Source organism: Xenorhabdus miraniensis, assembly GCF_002632615.1.
In genome coordinates this window covers 1-19418 of record NZ_NITZ01000021.1, presented here as the reverse complement: position 1 = coordinate 19418, position 19418 = coordinate 1, and the positions used below count along the sequence as shown (strand labels likewise).

The 19418-nt window shown below is 38.8% G+C and carries 18 protein-coding genes; 9 read left to right on the top strand and 9 right to left on the bottom strand.

Annotation, left to right across the window (positions count from 1 at the left end; translation table 11 throughout):
• The 3 genes from Xmir_RS17055 to Xmir_RS17045 all read left to right on the top strand — a co-directional run bounded on the left by Xmir_RS17055 (position 1) and on the right by Xmir_RS17045 (position 2301).
• Positions 1-978: a divergent polysaccharide deacetylase family protein gene (locus Xmir_RS17055; RefSeq protein ID WP_099115339.1), complete on the top strand. Its 978-nt coding sequence runs from the start codon at positions 1-3 to the stop codon at positions 976-978.
• A gap of 304 nt (positions 979-1282) precedes the next feature.
• Positions 1283-1498: a hypothetical protein gene (locus Xmir_RS17050; RefSeq protein ID WP_099115338.1), complete on the top strand. Its 216-nt coding sequence runs from the start codon at positions 1283-1285 to the stop codon at positions 1496-1498.
• 5 nt (positions 1499-1503) lie between these two features.
• On the top strand, positions 1504-2301 hold the full coding sequence (locus Xmir_RS17045; protein ID WP_099115337.1) for a hypothetical protein: 798 nt from the start codon (positions 1504-1506) through the stop codon (positions 2299-2301).
• A gap of 38 nt (positions 2302-2339) precedes the next feature.
• Here Xmir_RS17045 and tdh read toward each other — a convergent pair whose 3' ends face one another.
• Together tdh and kbl are read right to left on the bottom strand one after the other, a co-directional pair.
• On the bottom strand, positions 2340-3365 hold the full coding sequence (tdh, locus tag Xmir_RS17040; protein WP_099115336.1) for an L-threonine 3-dehydrogenase: 1026 nt from the start codon (positions 3363-3365) through the stop codon (positions 2340-2342).
• A 9-nt stretch (positions 3366-3374) separates the two neighbouring features.
• On the bottom strand, positions 3375-4571 hold the full coding sequence (gene kbl, locus Xmir_RS17035; RefSeq protein WP_099115335.1) for a glycine C-acetyltransferase: 1197 nt from the start codon (positions 4569-4571) through the stop codon (positions 3375-3377).
• Positions 4572-4808: 237 nt separating this feature from the next.
• Between kbl and rfaD the strand changes: the two genes are divergently transcribed.
• The 3 genes from rfaD to rfaC are packed head-to-tail and all read left to right on the top strand — an operon-like array spanning position 4809 to position 7786.
• Complete coding sequence (gene rfaD / locus Xmir_RS17030; RefSeq protein WP_099115334.1) at positions 4809-5747, top strand: ADP-glyceromanno-heptose 6-epimerase; 939 nt, start codon at positions 4809-4811, stop codon at positions 5745-5747.
• Positions 5748-5756: 9 nt separating this feature from the next.
• Positions 5757-6809 carry an ADP-heptose--LPS heptosyltransferase RfaF gene (rfaF, locus tag Xmir_RS17025; protein WP_099115333.1) on the top strand — a complete coding sequence of 351 codons (1053 nt, stop codon included), beginning with the start codon at positions 5757-5759 and terminating at the stop codon, positions 6807-6809.
• The gene (gene rfaC, locus Xmir_RS17020; RefSeq protein WP_099115332.1) at positions 6809-7786 is read left to right on the top strand and encodes a lipopolysaccharide heptosyltransferase RfaC; all 978 of its coding nucleotides are present in this window, start codon (positions 6809-6811) and stop codon (positions 7784-7786) included. The genes rfaF and rfaC overlap by 1 nt, the downstream gene beginning before the upstream one ends.
• Here rfaC and Xmir_RS17015 read toward each other — a convergent pair.
• The 7 genes from Xmir_RS17015 to rfaQ all read right to left on the bottom strand — a co-directional run bounded on the left by Xmir_RS17015 (position 7766) and on the right by rfaQ (position 16572).
• Positions 7766-8653, bottom strand: coding sequence for a GNAT family N-acetyltransferase (locus Xmir_RS17015; RefSeq protein WP_099115331.1), 888 nt, complete (start codon positions 8651-8653; stop codon positions 7766-7768). The genes rfaC and Xmir_RS17015 overlap by 21 nt on opposite strands.
• Before the next feature lie 497 nt (positions 8654-9150).
• Entirely contained in the window at positions 9151-10125 is a 975-nt protein-coding gene (locus Xmir_RS17010; protein ID WP_099115330.1) for a glycosyltransferase family 2 protein, read from the bottom strand.
• Between the two features lie 377 nt (positions 10126-10502).
• Positions 10503-12074, bottom strand: a complete 1572-nt coding sequence (locus tag Xmir_RS17005) for a phosphoethanolamine transferase (protein ID WP_167386003.1) — start codon at positions 12072-12074, stop codon at positions 10503-10505.
• A 99-nt stretch (positions 12075-12173) separates the two neighbouring features.
• Complete coding sequence (locus Xmir_RS17000; protein WP_099115328.1) at positions 12174-13136, bottom strand: polysaccharide deacetylase family protein; 963 nt, start codon at positions 13134-13136, stop codon at positions 12174-12176.
• 144 nt (positions 13137-13280) lie between these two features.
• Positions 13281-14384 (bottom strand): glycosyltransferase, encoded by a 1104-nt coding sequence (locus Xmir_RS16995; RefSeq protein WP_099115327.1) that lies wholly within the window; start codon positions 14382-14384, stop codon positions 13281-13283.
• The gene (locus Xmir_RS16990) at positions 14381-15511 is read right to left on the bottom strand and encodes a glycosyltransferase family 4 protein (RefSeq protein ID WP_099115326.1); all 1131 of its coding nucleotides are present in this window, start codon (positions 15509-15511) and stop codon (positions 14381-14383) included. The genes Xmir_RS16995 and Xmir_RS16990 overlap by 4 nt, the downstream gene beginning before the upstream one ends.
• Positions 15508-16572, bottom strand: a complete 1065-nt coding sequence (gene rfaQ, locus Xmir_RS16985) for a putative lipopolysaccharide heptosyltransferase III (RefSeq protein WP_099115325.1) — start codon at positions 16570-16572, stop codon at positions 15508-15510. Before rfaQ ends, Xmir_RS16990 begins: the two co-directional genes overlap by 4 nt.
• Positions 16573-16792: 220 nt before the next feature.
• Between rfaQ and waaA the strand changes: the two genes are divergently transcribed.
• Genes waaA through coaD form a run of 3 tightly spaced genes read left to right on the top strand, consistent with a single transcriptional unit; the run spans position 16793 to position 19325 of the window.
• Positions 16793-18070 (top strand): lipid IV(A) 3-deoxy-D-manno-octulosonic acid transferase, encoded by a 1278-nt coding sequence (gene waaA, locus Xmir_RS16980; protein ID WP_099115324.1) that lies wholly within the window; start codon positions 16793-16795, stop codon positions 18068-18070.
• A complete protein-coding gene (locus Xmir_RS16975; RefSeq protein ID WP_099115323.1) occupies positions 18070-18843 on the top strand; it encodes a glycosyltransferase family 2 protein in 774 nt (257 codons plus the stop codon). Before waaA ends, Xmir_RS16975 begins: the two co-directional genes overlap by 1 nt.
• Positions 18843-19325 carry a pantetheine-phosphate adenylyltransferase gene (gene coaD, locus Xmir_RS16970; protein ID WP_099115406.1) on the top strand — a complete coding sequence of 161 codons (483 nt, stop codon included), beginning with the start codon at positions 18843-18845 and terminating at the stop codon, positions 19323-19325. The genes Xmir_RS16975 and coaD overlap by 1 nt, the downstream gene beginning before the upstream one ends.
• The last annotated feature ends 93 nt before the right edge of the window (positions 19326-19418 follow it).

The following is a 19418-nucleotide window of genomic DNA, read 5'->3' as shown; positions in this document are numbered from 1 at the left end:
ATGATGAAGATGCAGTATCTATTAATAAAACATGTTAGTTCGCTAACTCTGTTATTTTGGATATTGCTATTCGTCATGTCATTGACGTTTACCTTGAATGCCCACGCTGCACGCTTAGCCATTGTCATTGATGATGTTGGATACCGTGTTCACGAGGAAAACAAGATATTACAAATGCCCATTGCGATCTCTATCGCAATACTACCCAATTCTCCACACGGCAGGAAAATGGCAGAAAAAGCCCATCAACAAGGGCGGGAAGTGTTGATCCACCTGCCGATGGCGCCACTAAGCAAACAACCTTTAGAAAAAAATACCCTGCATCCGGCCATGAGTCAGGAAGAAATTGGTCGTATTATTCAAGATGCGATACAGAAAATTCCCCATGCTGTTGGTATGAATAACCATATGGGTAGCGCAATGACATCCAATCTCCGTGGCATGGAAAAAGTGATGCAAATATTATCTCGTCACCATCTCTATTTTCTGGATAGTGTCACGATCGGGAATACACAAGTCACTAAAGCAGCGATAGGAACATCTGTTCCAGTGATCCGCCGAAATATTTTTTTGGATAATGTTCAAACCGAAGCTGAAACAAAACACCAGCTCAACCGGGCAATTACCCTTGCCCGTAAACAAGGTTTTGCTATTGCCATTGGGCATCCACATCCAACGACTGTACGCGCCTTACAGCAAACTCTCGCAACATTACCCAGTGATATTGAGTTGGTAACACCCAGCATGTTACTAAGCCACAGACCTACAAATAAGAACAACCAACAACAACAAATAGCACGCAAGTGCAAGCCCGGCGAATCAGAGCCAGCCCCAGTAACTCAGTTGGCTTATATCAAGATGATAGGAAAAGAATTAGCTAACAATATCGTCATCAATACCTTAAATCAGCACATTCAAAAACTCTTGGGTAAAACAACGTCGCAGCAGAAAGAAGAGGCGAAGAAGAGTTCTCCATGATGGTTTGAACATAATTCGGGTTATTAATAGGTAGAATCTTCTGTCCTGTTGATATCACAAATGATACTGTATATACATACAGTATTTTATAATTGGTTGTATAAATGCTATTTTCTGGTCGATTAAAATTTACCGTGATTGCATTAACCGAATAAAGTATCAATATTGTGTTGTGTTTGGTGCATTACAGGACATTATCAGATTGATACAAGTGCTACTTGCAAGTAAACTTAGTATAGAAAACGAGCGGCTGTTGGTCGTTATGATTAAATCATGATAATACAGAGAGTAAGGAGAGGGGGTCATGTCATTTACAAAATTCATAGATAAGGCATATATTTCTCCTGATAAAATTATTAGAGAAACTGCCAGATTGTTAAGAACGAAAAACACAGATACTGAAGACAGCTCACAAAGATTGTTGATCAGAAATGATGGTACTGTCCTGATTAACAAGGAAAATAGTGAGGTAATTGCGGATTTTGAGCATAATATAAAAGCTTTATCGAAGGATAAATAACTATTATGTGGCCTGTTTTTATTACTTTTGTTTTGATCTGTGGCTACAAATATATTGATAGTGATATACCATCAAAAATTGAGCTACAAAAAGCGCAAGGATGGAATGCTTATTTTCAAGTGGCTCTAAAAGGCGGTGAGTTTTTGATCGCTGGCTTTATCATGGCTGTATTTATTGATGCTTTATTGTATTTAGCAATGTATATCATGAACATACCTTCATATTTAGGCGCAAAATATACTCAGTTTACATTTGCTACAGATTTGAATGGGTTCAGATACGCCACAGCAAGCTTTTTTTCATGGATAGTGGCCATATCTACAGTTCTTATGAGCATAGGCCAAGCTTCAACTGCTAAAAATAGATCAGAAAACTATAAATACAGGATTAAAGCTATTAGGAATAATGCGAAGAAAGACTCTGTAAATCAATTGTTGTTAGAATCCTTAGAGCACGGTCTTCTCGTTATGGTCACCCTTAAATCCCGGAAAGTATACGTTGGGATGGTTGATGAAGCGAAGTTTTATAATTTCCATACGCATTCAGATGCAATGGTGTCAATTATACCGTTTATAAGCGGATATCGAGATAAAGATAATTTGTCTTTCAACGTCGAACATTATTATGTGGATATTTATAATCAAAAAGGCATAACGTTAAGTTCTGAGCCATTATCAGTATATCAATTTCGACATATATTACCGATAGACCAGATAGAATCATTTTCTCTATTTGATGTAGATACTTATGTATCTTTTAGAGAAAAAACAATAAATACTCCGCTTACAGAAACCAGCCATTAATTATTATAAGGCCGCTTAACGCGGCCTTTTTCACGTTTTTAATCCCAATTTAAGATAACTTTGCCAGATTGCCCTGACCGCATGATATCAAAGCCTTTCTGGTACTCATCAATCGAGAATTGATGGGTAATAATTGGAGTCAGATCTAAGCCAGATTGGATCAATGCTGCCATCTTGTACCATGTTTCGAACATCTCACGTCCGTAAATACCTTTGATAAACAGCCCCTTAAAGATGACCTGATTCCAATCTATCGCCATGTCTGAAGGTGGAATGCCCAATAATGCAATGCGTCCACCATGATTCATGGTATTAAGCAAAGTACGGAACGCAGGTGGTGCGCCGGACATTTCCAGTCCAACATCAAAACCTTCTGTCATTCCCAATTCAGCCATCACATCAGCCAAATTTTCTTTGCTGACATTCACGGCACGGGTAACGCCCATTTTACGCGCTAATTCAAGGCGATATTCATTAACATCTGTAATCACGACATGGCGCGCCCCGACATGCTTACACACCGCCGCTGCCATAATCCCGATGGGACCAGCGCCGGATACCAGTACATCTTCCCCGACCAAATCAAAAGACAGCGCTGTATGTACCGCATTACCAAAAGGATCAAAAATAGCCGCCAACTCATCCGAAATATTGTCTGGAATTTTAAAGGCGTTAAGTGCCGGAATTACCAGATATTCAGCAAAAGCACCCTCACGGTTCACACCAACGCCAGTGGTATTACGGCATAAATGAGTACGGCCACCACGGCAGTTACGGCAATGACCACAGGTGATATGCCCTTCACCGGAAACACGATCACCAATTTTGAATCCTTTTACTTCCTGACCAATCGCAACCACTTCACCGACATATTCGTGCCCTACCACCATCGGGACAGGGATCGTTTTCTGGGACCAATCATCCCAGTTATAGATGTGAACATCCGTACCACAAATGGCCGTTTTGCGGATTTTAATCATCACATCATTGTGCCCAAGCTCCGGAGTGGGCACATCCGTCATCCAAATCCCTTCTTCTGACTTTAATTTTGATAATGCTTTCATAGTGATACCTTATGCAATGACGTCTAATTGCTTGCCAATCCGTGTAAACGCCGCCACCACTTGCTCAATTTGTTCTTCAGTATGGGCTGCTGAAATCTGGGTTCGAATACGCGCTTGGCCTTTAGGAACAACCGGATAGAAGAATCCAATCACATAGATGCCTTCTTTCAGCAATTCCGCCGCAAATTCTTGGGCTAATTTCGCATCACCCAACATGACAGGGATAATCGCATGATCTGCTCCTGCTAAAGTGAAACCTGCGGCAGTCATTTTCTCACGGAACAGATTCGCATTTCTCCAAAGACGCTCACGCAGGTCATCTCCATTTTCCAACATCTCCAGCACTTTGATAGATGCAGAAACAATGGCAGGAGCCAGTGAGTTGGAGAACAGATAAGGACGTGAACGCTGACGCAGCCACTCAACAACTTCTTTACGTGCAGCGGTATAACCACCCGACGCACCGCCCAGAGCCTTACCCAGCGTACCAGTGATAATATCGACACGTCCCATGACATCACAATATTCATGTGTGCCACGGCCATTTTTACCAACAAAACCAACCGCATGTGAATCATCCACCATGACCAATGCACCAAATTCATCAGCCAGATCACAGATGGATTTCAAATCAGCAATCACTCCGTCCATTGAAAAAACGCCATCTGTTGCGATCAGAATATTTTGCGCACCTTCGGCCTTCGCTTTCTCCAACTGCGCTCTTAATTCCTGCATGTCATTATTGGCATAACGGTAACGTTTCGCTTTGCATAAACGGATACCATCAATGATGGAAGCGTGGTTCAAGGCATCAGAAATAATGGCATCTTCCGGCCCAAACAGCGTTTCAAACAGGCCGCCGTTGGCATCAAAACACGAGGAATACAGAATGGCATCTTCCAAGCCTAAAAATTCAGCTATCTTATTTTCTAATTCTTTATGGGAGTCTTGCGTACCACAAATAAAACGAACGGATGCCATACCAAAACCGTGGCTATCCATTCCTGCTTTTGCAGCAGCGATCAGGTCAGGGTGATTAGCCAAACCTAAGTAGTTGTTAGCACAAAAATTAATGACTTGGTTACCCTCTGCGACAGCAATATTGGCATCCTGGGAAGATGTGATAATACGTTCAGTTTTAAATAAACCTTCAGAGCGGGTTTGTTCCAATTGCTCATTAATTTGCTGGTAAAATGACGCTGACATTTTTCTCTCCTGAGTACCTAAGTAAGTGGAAGGCTTGGCGTATCTTACTGATAGATGCTGCCAGTGACGACACACCAAGAAAGATAATATTTAACTTTGTAAAGCCGATCACGGCTCGGAGCCTGTTCTGAGACAATATTTCAGGATATTCCCCTGCTTAACCTACTGTCGTCAGTAGGGTTAAGTGCTATTATACGCGCCAAAGATATACCAACTGACTATTTAGAGGTGAGCCAAATGATTATTGTCACTGGTGGCGCAGGGTTTATTGGCAGCAATATTGTCAAAGCACTGAATGACGAAGGCTATAAGGATATTCTTGTTGTTGATAACCTGAAAGACGGCACAAAGTTCGTCAATTTAGTTGATTTGGATATCACCGATTATATGGATAAGGAAGATTTCATTGCCAGCATCGTTGCCGGTGATGATTTAGGTGATATTGATGCCATTTTCCATGAAGGTGCATGCTCATCCACAACGGAATGGGATGGTAAGTATATGATGGACAATAATTATCAATATTCCAAAGATGTATTGCATTATTGCCTTGAGCGCCAAATCCCGTTCCTGTATGCCTCTTCTGCCGCAACTTACGGTGGCCGCAGTGATAATTTCATTGAAGAGCGTCAATACGAAAAACCTCTTAATGTTTATGGTTATTCAAAATTCCTTTTTGACCAATATGTTCGCGATATTTTGCCTCATGCAGATTCCCAGATTTGTGGATTCCGTTACTTCAACGTGTATGGGCCACGCGAAGGGCATAAAGGTAGCATGGCCAGTGTCGCCTATCATTTAAATGATCAGATCCACCAAGGGAAAAATCCAAAATTATTCGCCGGTAGCGAGAATTTCCGTCGCGATTTTATCTATGTCGGCGATGTTGCCGCAGTCAATCTATGGTTCTGGAAAAACAATGTATCCGGCATTTTTAACTGTGGAACTGGCCGTGCTGAATCTTTCCAGTCTGTTGCCGATGCCGTTACTGAATTCCATACAGAAAAATCTCCAGTTGTGGAATACATCGATTTCCCGGAAAAATTAAAAGGTCGCTACCAGAGTTTTACTCAAGCAGATCTGACAAAACTTCGTGCTGCTGGCTATAACAAACCGTTCAAAACCGTTGCCGAAGGTGTCGCTGAATATATGCAATGGCTCAATCAGGATAATTAATCGACGTCTATGAAGATACTGGTGATCGGCCCATCATGGGTGGGTGACATGATGATGTCACAAAGCCTCTATCGTACTTTGAAGGCTTTGTACCCGAATGCAGAAATTGATGTGATGGCACCAGCATGGTGCCGCCCATTACTGGCAAAAATGCCAGAAGTGAATCAAGCACTCGCCATGCCGCTTGGTCATGGTGCACTTGCCTTGGGTGAGCGCCGCCGCCTCGGAATCACATTGCGTGAAAATAAATATAATCGCGCCTATGTGTTACCCAACTCATTCAAATCTGCACTCGTGCCTTTCTTCGCCAATATCCCGCTACGTACAGGCTGGCGTGGTGAAATGCGTTATGGGCTGCTGAATGATATCCGAGTCCTGAATAAAAATGCTTTTCCACTCATGGTACAGCGCTATGTTGCTCTCGCGTATGAAGGGAAAAATATACATAGCGCCGATGACATTCCACAGCCTCTCTTGTGGCCGCAGTTAACCGTCAATGACGAAGATATTGCAGAATCGACCTCAGCTTTCAATATTGCCGATCACCGTCCTATTATTGGCTTTTGTCCAGGTGCTGAATTCGGCCCGGCTAAACGCTGGCCGCATTATCACTATGCCGCGCTTGCCGAGCAATTAATTACCCAAAAAGGCTATCAGGTTCTGCTGTTTGGTTCCGCCAAAGATCATGAAGCGGGTGAAGATATTCGTACTCTTTTAAGTGATGAGGCCCGCGAAGATTGCCTCAATCTGGCGGGAAAAACATCACTTGAGCAAGCAGTCAATATCATCGCAGCTTGTGATGCCATCGTGACGAACGATTCAGGTCTGATGCACGTTGCAGCAGCCTTAAATCGTCCGTTGGTGGCATTATATGGCCCAAGCAGCCCAGATTTCACCCCCCCCCTTTCAGATAAGGCTGAAGTGATCCGTCTGATTACGGGCTATCATAAAATCAGAAAAGGTGACAGCGATGGCGGTTATCATCAAAGCTTGATTGATCTTCAACCCGAAAGGGTTTTAGCTTCATTAGAGAAACTGCTACAGGTGGAGAGTCAGCTTTAATGCGTGTTTTACTGGTAAAAACCTCTTCAATGGGCGATGTGTTACATTCTCTGCCAGCATTAACCGATGCTAAAAAACATTTTCCGGACATTCGATTTGATTGGGTGGTGGAAGAGGGATTTGCTCAAATTCCAACCTGGCACAGTGCAGTCGAAAATGTTATTCCCGTCGCGATTCGCCGTTGGCGGAAAAATTGGTTCAGAAAAGATATTCGTGAAGAGCGAGCGTTATTCCGAAAACAACTACAACAGCACCAATATGACGCCATTATTGATGCCCAAGGTCTGTTAAAAAGTGCTTTTTTGGTGACTCGGTTAGCTCATGGCCCAAAACATGGCTACGACAAAACAAGCATCCGCGAACCTATCGCCAGCTTCTTCTATGATCATCGTCATGCCGTTAGTAAGCAACAACATGCAGTTGAGCGCATTCGGGCCTTGTTTGCTGATAGCTTGGGCTATAAAAAACCATCGGAACAAGGTGACTATGCCATTGCCCGCCATTTTCTGAATCAACAAACAGAAAATCAAGGCCATTATCTCGTTTTCCTACATGCAACTACCCGCGATGAAAAACACTGGCCTGAAAATCATTGGCGGCAGCTTATTGCAGAACTCCAAACAACAGGACTGCGCATCAAACTCCCCTGGGGTGCAGAGCATGAGCATCAGCGGGCATTACGGTTGGCGGAAGGATTTTCTCATGTTGATGTTCTGCCAAAACTGACGCTCGCTGAAGTCGCACAGATCCTTGCTGACGCACGAACGGTGGTTTCCGTCGATACGGGGCTAAGTCATCTGACAGCCGCGCTTGATAGACCTAATATCACCCTATTTGGCCCGACAGATCCCGGTTTGATCGGTGGATATGGTAAAGAGCAACATTCTCTAAAATCGGCGGATAATACGATGCAAGGTATCACACCATCGGAGGTTATGTTGCTCTTACAGCAAGTGTTAAAAAAGCACTTTTCCTAGTTGTAATGTTTCACACCAACGGCTTTTATACTCAAACGTAGGATTACCCAAGGAGTAACGCATGGTTTTGCCACCCTGCTGGCACAATGCTTTTGCTTCTTGGATATTTACCCACATCAAAACGCTACCCACACTGAGATGGGCATATTCTGAATCATAGCCACCATTAATGGCATCAAAAGAGATCCATTTGGGGCTATCTGCCTTCAAAACAAAATCATAAGCACAGGGTTTTCCGTTGATCAGTAATACATTGCCAAATATATGCTCACTAAGTTCTGTATAGATTTCAATCAGATGTTGTTTTTGTTCTTCAGAATGACTGTAGTTCCAACGTTTCTGGTATAGATCGATATAGATATTCACTAACTCTTCGGCACTAAACTCACTTGAAGGACGAATTTCCCCTCCGGCTCGCTTAAATTTATTAATCTCGTTGCTACGATTACGGCGAGTTTTGTAAGAGAAACTGTCTTTGATAAGACAAATTTTTCGTTTGTTTAATCGAGGATTATAGCTGGTGTTCAGAAAATTATCTTTATGTATTGGGGACAATCTCTTTGATTTTATGGGCAAAAATAGCTTAACGTCTGTTGTGATAGGGAAAATCATTTCATCATATGAAACTGGATATTTAGTTTGCATATTTTCAGTTAATTTTTTGTTATTGAAAGTAAAACAGGCACCTTGAATTCCAGTTTTTGTTTTTTTGATATAGAAGCAAAATTTTCCATCAAGATGTTTATCCAGAAAAGATATGATGTTGGGGTGTGTTGATACACATCCTCCAAACAGATCATAAGCCTCTTTATATTGTTTAAAATCGCAGGATTTCCATCCTGAAAGAAGTGCTTTTGCAGCTTCCATAGAGAGTATTTCCATAAAGATATTCTGGTCTTATTTGTAATTAACTAAAAAAATTAGCTGGATTCCCTATTTTACATAAAAAGAATGTAATGAGATACAACTGCATTATCGATTAATACCTGAAGTTATTATCTTATCTATTAATGATAAATATTAATGATTTAATTCGAATAATAAGTACAACACCATTACTATCGAAGTAAATAAGAACGTATTTCTTTAAATAATTCATTGGATATTTTACCGCACCGTAATTTCCCAGGGTGATTATTTAATAAGGTTGCCAAAAAATAATCTCCTGTTCAGTCACTTTATTAAAACCAGCTCCCTTTGGAAAATATTATATAACGCATTTTTTATATCTAATATTATCTACCATACAAATTTCTGAATATGTATGGTAGATGAATAAAAATATTTTCAGACAAAAGGAAATTATTATTTTAACATGAAAAATAAAACAACTTAACCAACCATGAGTAATTAAACAAATTAAATCATTCAATAAAATCTTTTCTTTTTGTAAAAAACACCCGAGATAAAAATAAAAGTAATTTATTTTTCGATTTTAAAATATTTAATTTGAGCAAGGATTTTCTTTTCAAAAGAAGAATATCTTCATTACTATAATGAAGTTTTGAAATAAAATCTAAAAGCTCACCATTTTTATTTGAAGCAAGCAACTTCCACATATAAGATATTTTAAGAGACAATGTCTTAGAACCTATCTTTTGCATAAGAATCTTTCTGTTATTTTTATGGTAATCCATATCCATACTATGGTAAATAACTTCCCAAGCTTGGATCTCATTTATATAATCTTTAACAAACCACTTTTTATTCATTATAGATGAATCTCTATAAATATAATTATATAAGTGCTTTGGCACACATGATAAATTAGTTTTGCAAATACACATTAAAATAAACAAAACATCTTCTCCAACTATAAGATTTTCATTAAAATAAATATTATTATCCAATATAAAATTTCGCTTTATAAACAGACAACAAATATCAAAATAATCGAAATTAATATAGTTTAATGCCACTTCATTAATATCAGTATAATTCTTTGAAAGAATAACATTATTAAATTTATCAATTGTTTTATTTAAGCAAAATACTATATTACAATCATCCTCTCTACTTTTAGATAACATACATTCAACAAAATTAGGCTCTATAACATCATCACTATCCAAAAAAGAAATGTAATCTCCCGTAGCTTTTCTTAACCCTAGATTTCTTGCAGATGAAATCCCCTTATTTTCTTGAGAGAAGAAAACTATATTTTTATATTTATTTGCTAATTTTTCTATAATCTTTAAAGTATTATCATTTGAACCATCATTAATAATTACTATCTGTATATTATTATATGTTTGATTTAAAACACTATTAATAGTTTTAGTTATAAGTCTCTCAACATTAAATGCTGGTATTATAATAGAAACTAAAGAATTTTTCATAGCAGTAAGACACTCTTTTTATTTTATGATAACAAACCATCCTCTTATGACATGAGGGAGGTCGACTAAGATAAATATACCAGATTTTTTTGATATTGATATACTATTGTGAAAAGTTGTTAGTATATATTAGATAATCCAAAATACTCCCATATTCAATTGATAACACCTAGCTTATTTAAAAAATAACATAATAAGAATCTAAAAATTAGCATGTTTTTCCATTGAATAGTTCACTCCTCTTAAAGTCTATCAATTTTTGGACATCTAATATCTATTCATAAATTAAAACTAATCATTAGCCTGAGTAAACATAAACACTTTATCTTTCCTCAGGCACTAAAAAATACAATTACTGTTAAAGAGACAAAACTTATTCATTTTTCATCTGGTAATGAATTATAATATTTAGCTTCATTATTAAAATCAATAACTTTAACTTTTCTATCACAATCATCATTAGAAATATATTTGCAATTATTATTAATTCTAGTTTCACTCACACCTATCCATTCAGAATAAATAGATAGAAAATCAAATCCACTCCTAAATGCATTAATATAGTCTCTTTTTTTACTATCATAAGACGTAATGAAAAAAGGAACTTGGTAGTTCTGTTTGTATTTATCACCATGAGTTAATTTTTTATCTCTTAATTTCTCATTATAAAAAGAAACACCATGATCTGAAAAATACATCATTGACCATTTTTTATTGCTTGCGTTAGCAGCATCAACAATTTTTGATAAAAGGTGATCTGTATTTTTAATACTTTGAATATAACATGACATATCTTTATTTAAATAAAAATCATCATATTTTCCATTAGTTCTTTCACAATGATCTGCATGAGAGCCTATCAAATGAACAAAGATTATTTTCTTATTTATTGTATCATTCAGCGCATTAATGATCTTTGGAAATAAAATGTCATCAGATAATTTCACATAATTATATTCTCCTTTATTGGAGAAAAAATAATGATCTGCTTTCTGACCTATAGAACTTATAGCTGTATCATATATACCTAACATCCCTTGGTTTGACAACCAATAAGTAAAGTATCCGCTTTTATTTGCTAACGACACTATATTATCATTAATTTTCAGATCATTCTTTTCTCTCAAAGAAAAAGAATTCGTTAATGATAATACAGTTGAAGGCGCAGCAGAAATATAATTATTAAATAATATACCATTAGCCTTACTCATAAAAGGAGTATTATTTAAATGAAAACCATAACTATTCATCATATCTTTTCTGACACTCTCACCAATAACAACGATATAAGTATCATACTTATTAGTCTTTACTGACGGATTCCAATCATCAGCTGATTTTAATAATCTACTTTGCTCTTCATATTGTTTTTTTACTTCTATATTAGATAAATATATTTCACAAAAAAACCTTATAGCTGGAAAACGTATTGATAATACGTCAAATTTATTTTCTTTAAAATAAACCTTAATAGGATTATACAACACACTTAAAAACACAAAAACATAAAAACATAAAAACATCTTTTTGCTTTCTATTATTAATGATAAATTTAGACATAAAAAACCAATCGCTATAACTAAAAGACTAGGAATAAAATAAAGCTTAGGAATAGCACTGAGAAATTCCAAACTTTCATTGTTATTTGTATAATATAGTGAAAGAACTGAATTAAAAGATGGAGGCCCATAAATAAACCCAATAGGAAAATAAATCGCAGACAATATCAGTAAAAATACAACGCTAAACTTATATAAAATCCCAAATTGATTTAAAATAATAAATAAAAAAATCAATGAAAATGCATAAAAAGGTCTAAATTCATATCCAAAAGAAAAATTCACCAAGCAACTAAATATAGATATCAATATAAATGAAAATACTTTTTTGCGTATATTTTTCTCTTGTGTAATAGTAAGATGGATATTTTTTACAAAGTAATTTAACATGTTAAAAATCACCATAAATGCAATAATTTTAGTTATAAAAAAATTAAAATACGAAGAATAAATATGGCTTATATCCTATAAGATATAATCAGCTATTAATTAAGTCTTCAAAAATTTCAACCGATAATACTCACTCAACGTCATCCCTTGCATCAAGGGTTTCAAAAACTCAAACAACCCTTCCAAATCCCGATAAAGCTGTTCAATCTGTTCTTCATCTTTAAATGTTGGGCTTCCTCCCGGCATAAATTCGGAGGAGTGTAGCATAAACTCAACATAATCACTGCCAGATGCCAAAGTTTGCCGGACAACCGCTTTCATCTGCTCCAGATTCCCCCCTTTCGGACGCAACCAATTAACCGATGGCGAACGCTGTTTCCCTCTCAATCGATCATATTTCTGCTTAATAAAGTTCATGGCCGGAGAATGTTTATATTGAATACTCATCGGAACTTGCAGTAACGAAGAATGACCTTCTTTGGAAATATCTTGTAAATCCATAAAATAGGCATGAGCAGGAAAATGACTATAGTCTGTTCCACCGTTTCCATTAGGGTTTCCCTTAGTAAAGCGCCAATTAACTTTAGGGGTAACGGAACAATCTACTTGATATCCATATTCAACCAATAATTGCGCGTAATACTCATTAAATGCCCAACGACCTGCACGATGACTCAACATCTTTGTCTGAAGTCTTTCTTCCAGAAGATTGGTCATAAAATCGATCTTTGCTTTAATTTGCTCTTTCGGATATTCAATCAGATAAGGTTTATAACGCATATCATCATCAGTCAGGGAAACTATAGGGGGGTTGTTCCAGGCATGCAAATGCATCCCTATTTCCCCGGTATTTCTGGCGACCACATCTTTGGCAAATTCGATGTAGCTATCGTCCATTGCCATTTCATAGTTGGTTAGCCAAACTGGTTTGAAGCCAAAGCGCTCACATAGGTTTTGAAACCGCGGTAAGTATTGCGTATTCTCAGTGGAAATCTGATCACTGCGTTGCCAAAGGTTATCACCTTCAGTATCAATTGTGATAATAAATGCAGGTTGTGTCATGAGATACATGCCTAAAATAAAATTCAATAAAATACAGAGTAATGTTACTTATGAGTGTGTTAGTAAATAAATTGTCTACAGTAATGAAAATGCCACTATACCATCCTATGGTTGTAAATATTACGTCCAGAGCCCATGGAAAGTTTATGCTCCTATCAAAGCTAAATACTTTCCAAGCACACTATCTGAGTCAAATTTTTTATACATATCTTCCGTAATGCATGGCGGATTTTGATAAACCAATTGTATTTTTTCTGCTAATGATTCAGCAGTCAACTCAGATTTATATTGTTCCAATTCACCCATCATAATTTCACTGACCCCGCCAGGGCAATTAGTACTAACAATAGGTGTATGACAAATTAGGGCTTCAATCAAAACATTACCTAATCCTTCGCTATCTGAACTTAATACAACCGCTTTGGCTCCTCGTATGACCGGCAGTGGGTTCACCAAAAAACCGATGAGAAAAACTTTCGACTGTAAACCAAGCTCCTCAATCTTTTGTTTAATAGCATTAGTCATCTCATCATCCCCCTGACCTGCAATTAACAAATTACATGGAAGATCAGCGCTGGCAAAAGCTTCCAACAAGCGATCATGACGTTTCACATGGTGAAAACGACCGATATGGAGAAAATAATTCTCACCGGAATAAGGATTCTTTTCCAAAGAGCGAGTTTTAATTTCAGCAATATTGAATGGGTTATAAATCGTAACCATTTTTTTAGGAGTCAACGACAATTGTTCTTTTAAATCCAAGCCAACAGCATCAGAAACACAGATCAAATTACGATTTTGATAAACACGCTGAATTTTCCATTTCTTAATCCAACGCGACAATCCTGTTTTATTTTCAAGGTACGATTTTGAAAATACGCCATGAATACAAAACCATACATTTAAATCTGCCAATATCTTGGACTTCGAAACAATACGATCTGTTTTGTGTAAGTTAGATATCACTAACACAGGTGCACCTTTTTGAAGAAAGACTTTCTCAAGAATCTTATCCATAGATTTAGCTCTACGAATAATTTCAGTCTGTCTTCTAAAAAGACCTCTATATTCATCAGCATTAATGATTAATTCAACATGGTCAGGGATCGGATATTCACATTTTTCAGAGAGAGAAAACAAAGTAATATCAAAACTTTTTTGTCGCAAACCATCACATAAACGAATTGTGACATTCTCCGCGCCACCACCCGGTAACCCGTCAATGATAAATAGAATATGTCCTTTCATAAGGAAAGCACCTTGCTATACAATTCCGTGAGCTGCTGGGACAAATAAGCGGGTGTATAGTTCACTATCTTCTTTTTTGCTAACATTGACATCTTGCTGGTTAAATGATCTACTGGCACGAAAGAGATAGCTTCCGCTAAAGTTGAAATATTCAGGGCATCACACACAAACCCATTGTCTCCTGAAACAATGAATTCAGCTCCTCCACAGGTGTTACTTGTTATGACAGGTAAACCACAGGCCATTGCTTCCAGAATAACATTCGGGAAAGGATCATATAGTGTTGGTAATAATAACCCATCAACCATTTGATAAAAAGGTAATGTCTTTTTTTGTACTCCCAAAAATCGAACACGCTCATGGCAACCAAGGGAATTAGCTAACTGCTTATATCTATTTTCTTCCTTATCTTGTCCAATCACAATTAGATACGCATCCGTCTTGCTGATGGCTTCTATTGCCGCCTTTAGCCCTTTTCTTTCAAAACCTGAACCAACATACACAAAACATTTTGCCTGTGCAGGAAGAGCATATTTCTGTCGTAATGTGAGACGCTCTGTCTCCCCAACAGGAAAAAATTGTGACTGGTCAATAGCATTATAGATAACGGAAATTTTTTCATCGGGTAGGTCAAAATCCTCCATCACCTCACGTTTTACCATATGAGAATTACAGATGACCTTTTTTAATTCAGGTGAGAAATACATTCTTTTCTCGGCATCCATGACATAATGATGATAGCGACTGGCAAAAAGCAATTTACTTTTCCATGATGGCAATATCCGTGCCCGTTGCTGTAACCAGCGTTGGTGTACTCCATCCCCCGCCCGATACACATCACATCCTGAAATTCGTTCATGGCTCTGAACTATATCGAATTTTTCCTTTTGCCAAATGGCCCTAGCAGCATCAGCGAATCCCTTCTCTCGGCTAATTCGCCCCCATTTAAAAGGGTTTGCCAAGTGCACGTGCCAATTAGGATTGAGGCTCCCTTGCCAAGAGCGAGTAATGACATTCAAATCCAAATTGTCATCTCCCAAAGCCTCGAGTGCTCTGGAAATAAAACGTTCAGCGCCGCCATCAGGACGATATTTTTGCCGGACAATCGCTAGGCGCATAGGTTTCATGGTAAGTATCTCCGGGCAGCAGCAATGACGACGTCAGTCGGGATCAGATCCAAATAACGAACATCTGTTTTAGTATCAATATCATCAGGATCTGGTAATTTACCGTAATTTCCCGCCCAAATCACTTCCCCATTAACATCCCATGGACGCCAAAAAACTAATTTAGATGGCCCGAATAATGCTATGCAAGGTGTTTTCAAGGCAGCGGCCATATGCATGGGTACAGAATCAACCCCTATGAATAATTTGGCATGAGCAATCAGCGCCCCTAGTTGAGGTAATGTAATCTGACCTGCTAAAGAGACAATATTTCCCTGATTACAAGTAGATAATATTTTCTCAACCATCTCTTTTTCCCGCGCTTCCGTTCCTGATGTCACAACAATTGCGTGTCCATCTGCTTGTAAAGCATTAATCGTTTCACTTACTTTCTCATCATTCCAGCATTTGAAAAACCAACGTGATGCGGGATGAATAACGATATACTTGTCATTAATTCCACCAATGTGCAGAAGATCTGACACTTTCTTCCAATCGTCTTCACTATAGCTCATTGTTACATCGAAATTGATATTGGAAAGATTAAGAGGTTTTAGTGCTGATAGATTTTGCTCAACGACATGTAGAGATTCTTCACCTTCAGTAGAAACCAAATGACTAAAGCAAACTTTCCATAAGAAGCTTTGCCGCTTGGGAAAATCAAAAGCAATACGAGTTGAAGCACCAGAAATCTTAGACACCAGAGCGCTGTGCCACTGATCGGCAAGGTTAATTACAAGATCATACTTTCGCTTTTTCAATTGAGTCAATAAGAGCCAATGATGGGCAATATAGGCTTTTGTACCTTCCTTTTTCCACTGTCTGTCTACGGAAAAAATATGGGATACTTGAGCAAAATTCATCAGCATCGGCTCTGTTTCTTTGTACAGTAAGACATCAATTTCAGCGCTCGGAAAGTTTTCTTTCAACGTACTCACAACTGGAGTGACCAGCAATGTATCACCATGATGCCTTAATTTTATGATCAGAATCTTTTCAAATTGAGGGAATCTTTTACCCATTATGTTTCCAATGTGCGCAATTGAAGCAGAGGTCTTATCAAATTATATCCTAAAGACAACAGCCCCTCTTTCTATCTTTAGATATTAAGTATATTCACCTGACGAGCAGTTGTTATCTTTTCCCCTATGGGAATAGTTGAACAACATAGCCGCATTTTACACACTTTCTTCAAGCCAATGTGATACTATAGCCGCAGTCTATGTCAGTGAATTTGATAGAATGTTGCTTCGCTTATATCAGGTACTTCTCTACCTTATCCAACCAATTATCTGGTTACGCTTGCTGTTGCGCAGCCGTAAAGCACCTGCGTACCGAAAACGCTGGGGAGAACGTTATGGTTTCTGTGCCAAAAAAGTTACCCCCGGTGGGATCTTACTGCATTCCGTTTCTGTCGGAGAGACATTGGCTGCCATTCCGTTAGTGCGGATTTTGCGGCATCATTACCCTTTTTTGCCCATAACAATAACAACCATGACACCGACGGGTTCTGAAAGGGTTCTGTCTGCACTGGGCACAGATGTTAATCATGTATATCTTCCTTACGATTTGCCCGGTTCAATGAGCCGCTTTCTTGATAACGTTAATCCAAAGCTAGTGATCATTATGGAAACCGAATTGTGGCCAAATCTGATCACTCAGTTGCACCAACGCGAAATACCGTTGGTTATCGCCAACGCAAGGTTATCAGCCCGTTCTGCTGCCGGGTATCAAAAAATTAGCAGCTTCATTAAGACCATTTTAAATAAGATCACACTGATTGCTGCGCAAAACCAGGAAGATGGTGACCGTTTTATCGAATTGGGATTAAGGCGTTCCCAACTCTCTGTGACCGGCAGTCTTAAGTTCGATATTTCTGTGACGCCGGAATTGGCTGCCAAAGCCATCACACTGCGTCGCCAATGGGCTCCTCATCGCCCTGTATGGATTGCAACCAGCACCCATGACGGGGAAGAAAGCATCATTCTGGATGCACATTGCAAGCTACTCAAACAATTCCCCGATCTCTTGTTAATTTTAGTACCTCGTCATCCTGAGCGTTTCGGTAAAGCTGCTGAGCTGACACAAAAAGCCGGGCTGAACGCGATATTGCGGAGTGCTGACACAATCCCGGGTGCCAATGTGCAGGTGGTCATTGGAGATACCATGGGCGAATTAATGCTCTTGTACGGAATCGCTGATTTGGCTTTTGTCGGGGGAAGCCTGACAGAGCGCGGTGGGCATAATCCTCTGGAAGCGGCAGCACATGCCATTCCCGTTATTATGGGTCCGCATACATTCAATTTTAAAGATATCTGTGCCAAGCTGGATAAAGCTGACGGGTTGATTACTGTCACGGATAGCCAATCATTAAGTTCAGCCATCAACAGCCTACTGACAGATGAAGATTACCGACTCTATTACGGCCGCCATGCCGCAGAAGTCCTGCACGAAAACCAAGGCGCACTTCAGCGCTTGCTAAAATTACTGGAACCTTATCTCCCGCCAAGGAGCCATTGATGAGTGCGCAAAAACGTCTGTCCGTTGTCATGATTGTTAAAAATGCAGCCGACTTGATTGAAGATTGCCTGCTTTCCGTAAATTGGGCAGATGAAATCATTGTGTTAGATTCCGGCAGCACCGATGAAACCTGCCAGATAGCCAGTGAGATGGGCGCAAAAGTCTACACGAATACCCAATGGCCTGGTTTTGGCCGCCAGCGGCAGCTCGCTCAATCCTATGCCAGCGGCGATTATATTTTTATGATTGATGCTGACGAACGCGTGACTCCAGAACTAAAAGCATCAATTGAACAAGTCCTAGCCAACCCTGATGACAAGAAAGTCTATAGTTGTGCACGCCTGAATCTCTTTATGGGGCGGTTCATGAAACACAGTGGCTGGTATCCTGATAAAGTGATTCGTCTCTATTGTCGTGAACGTTATCAATACAACGACAATCAGGTTCATGAATCCCTTGATATTCAAGGTACGTCCATCGTGACACTAAAAGGTGACTTGCGTCATTTAACCTGCCGCAATCTGATGGAATTCCAGCAAAAACAATTGAATTACGCGAAAGATTGGGCAAAACATCGCTACGAACAAGGCAAAAGAACCCATTATTTTTCTATCTTCAGCCATATGTCAGGCGCATTTTTCAAAACCTGGCTGTTAAGGGCGGGCTTTCTTGATGGTAAGCAAGGGTTGGTGTTAGCTATAGTGAATGCTCAATATACATTCAATAAATATGCTGCACTTTGGGAATTGACTCAAACAAAGAGTAAAAAATGATGAAAAAAAAAGCTATTTATCCCGGTACCTTTGACCCCATCACTTACGGTCACCTTGATATCGTTACTCGTGCAGCCAATATGTTCGATCATGTTCTACTGGCTGTCGCCAATAGTGACAGAAAAAATCCGATGTTCAGTTTGGAAGAACGCGTTGCTTTGGCAAAAGAGGCCACTGCCCATCTGGAGAATGTCGATGTGGTTGGATTTTGTGAATTAATGGTCAATTTCGCCAAAAAACAACAAGCTACCATCTTAATTCGCGGGGTACGTTCTGTTTCCGATTTTGAATATGAGTGGCAACTTGCCAATATGAACCGACATTTTATGCCAGAACTGGAAAGTGTCTTTTTACTGCCTTCTCAAGATCTATCCTTCATCTCCTCATCCTTGATCAAGGATGTTGCACGCCATGATGGTGATATTTCATCATTCCTGTCTGAGCCAGTTGCTCAGGCAATGCGACAGAAATTAGGTAATTAACCCGAATTCTGCTTAAGCCATCACTGGAAGATCTTCTTCTGAGTAGAAAACTTTAAGTGATGGTTTTTTCAATTTAAGGCAGTAAGCAATGAC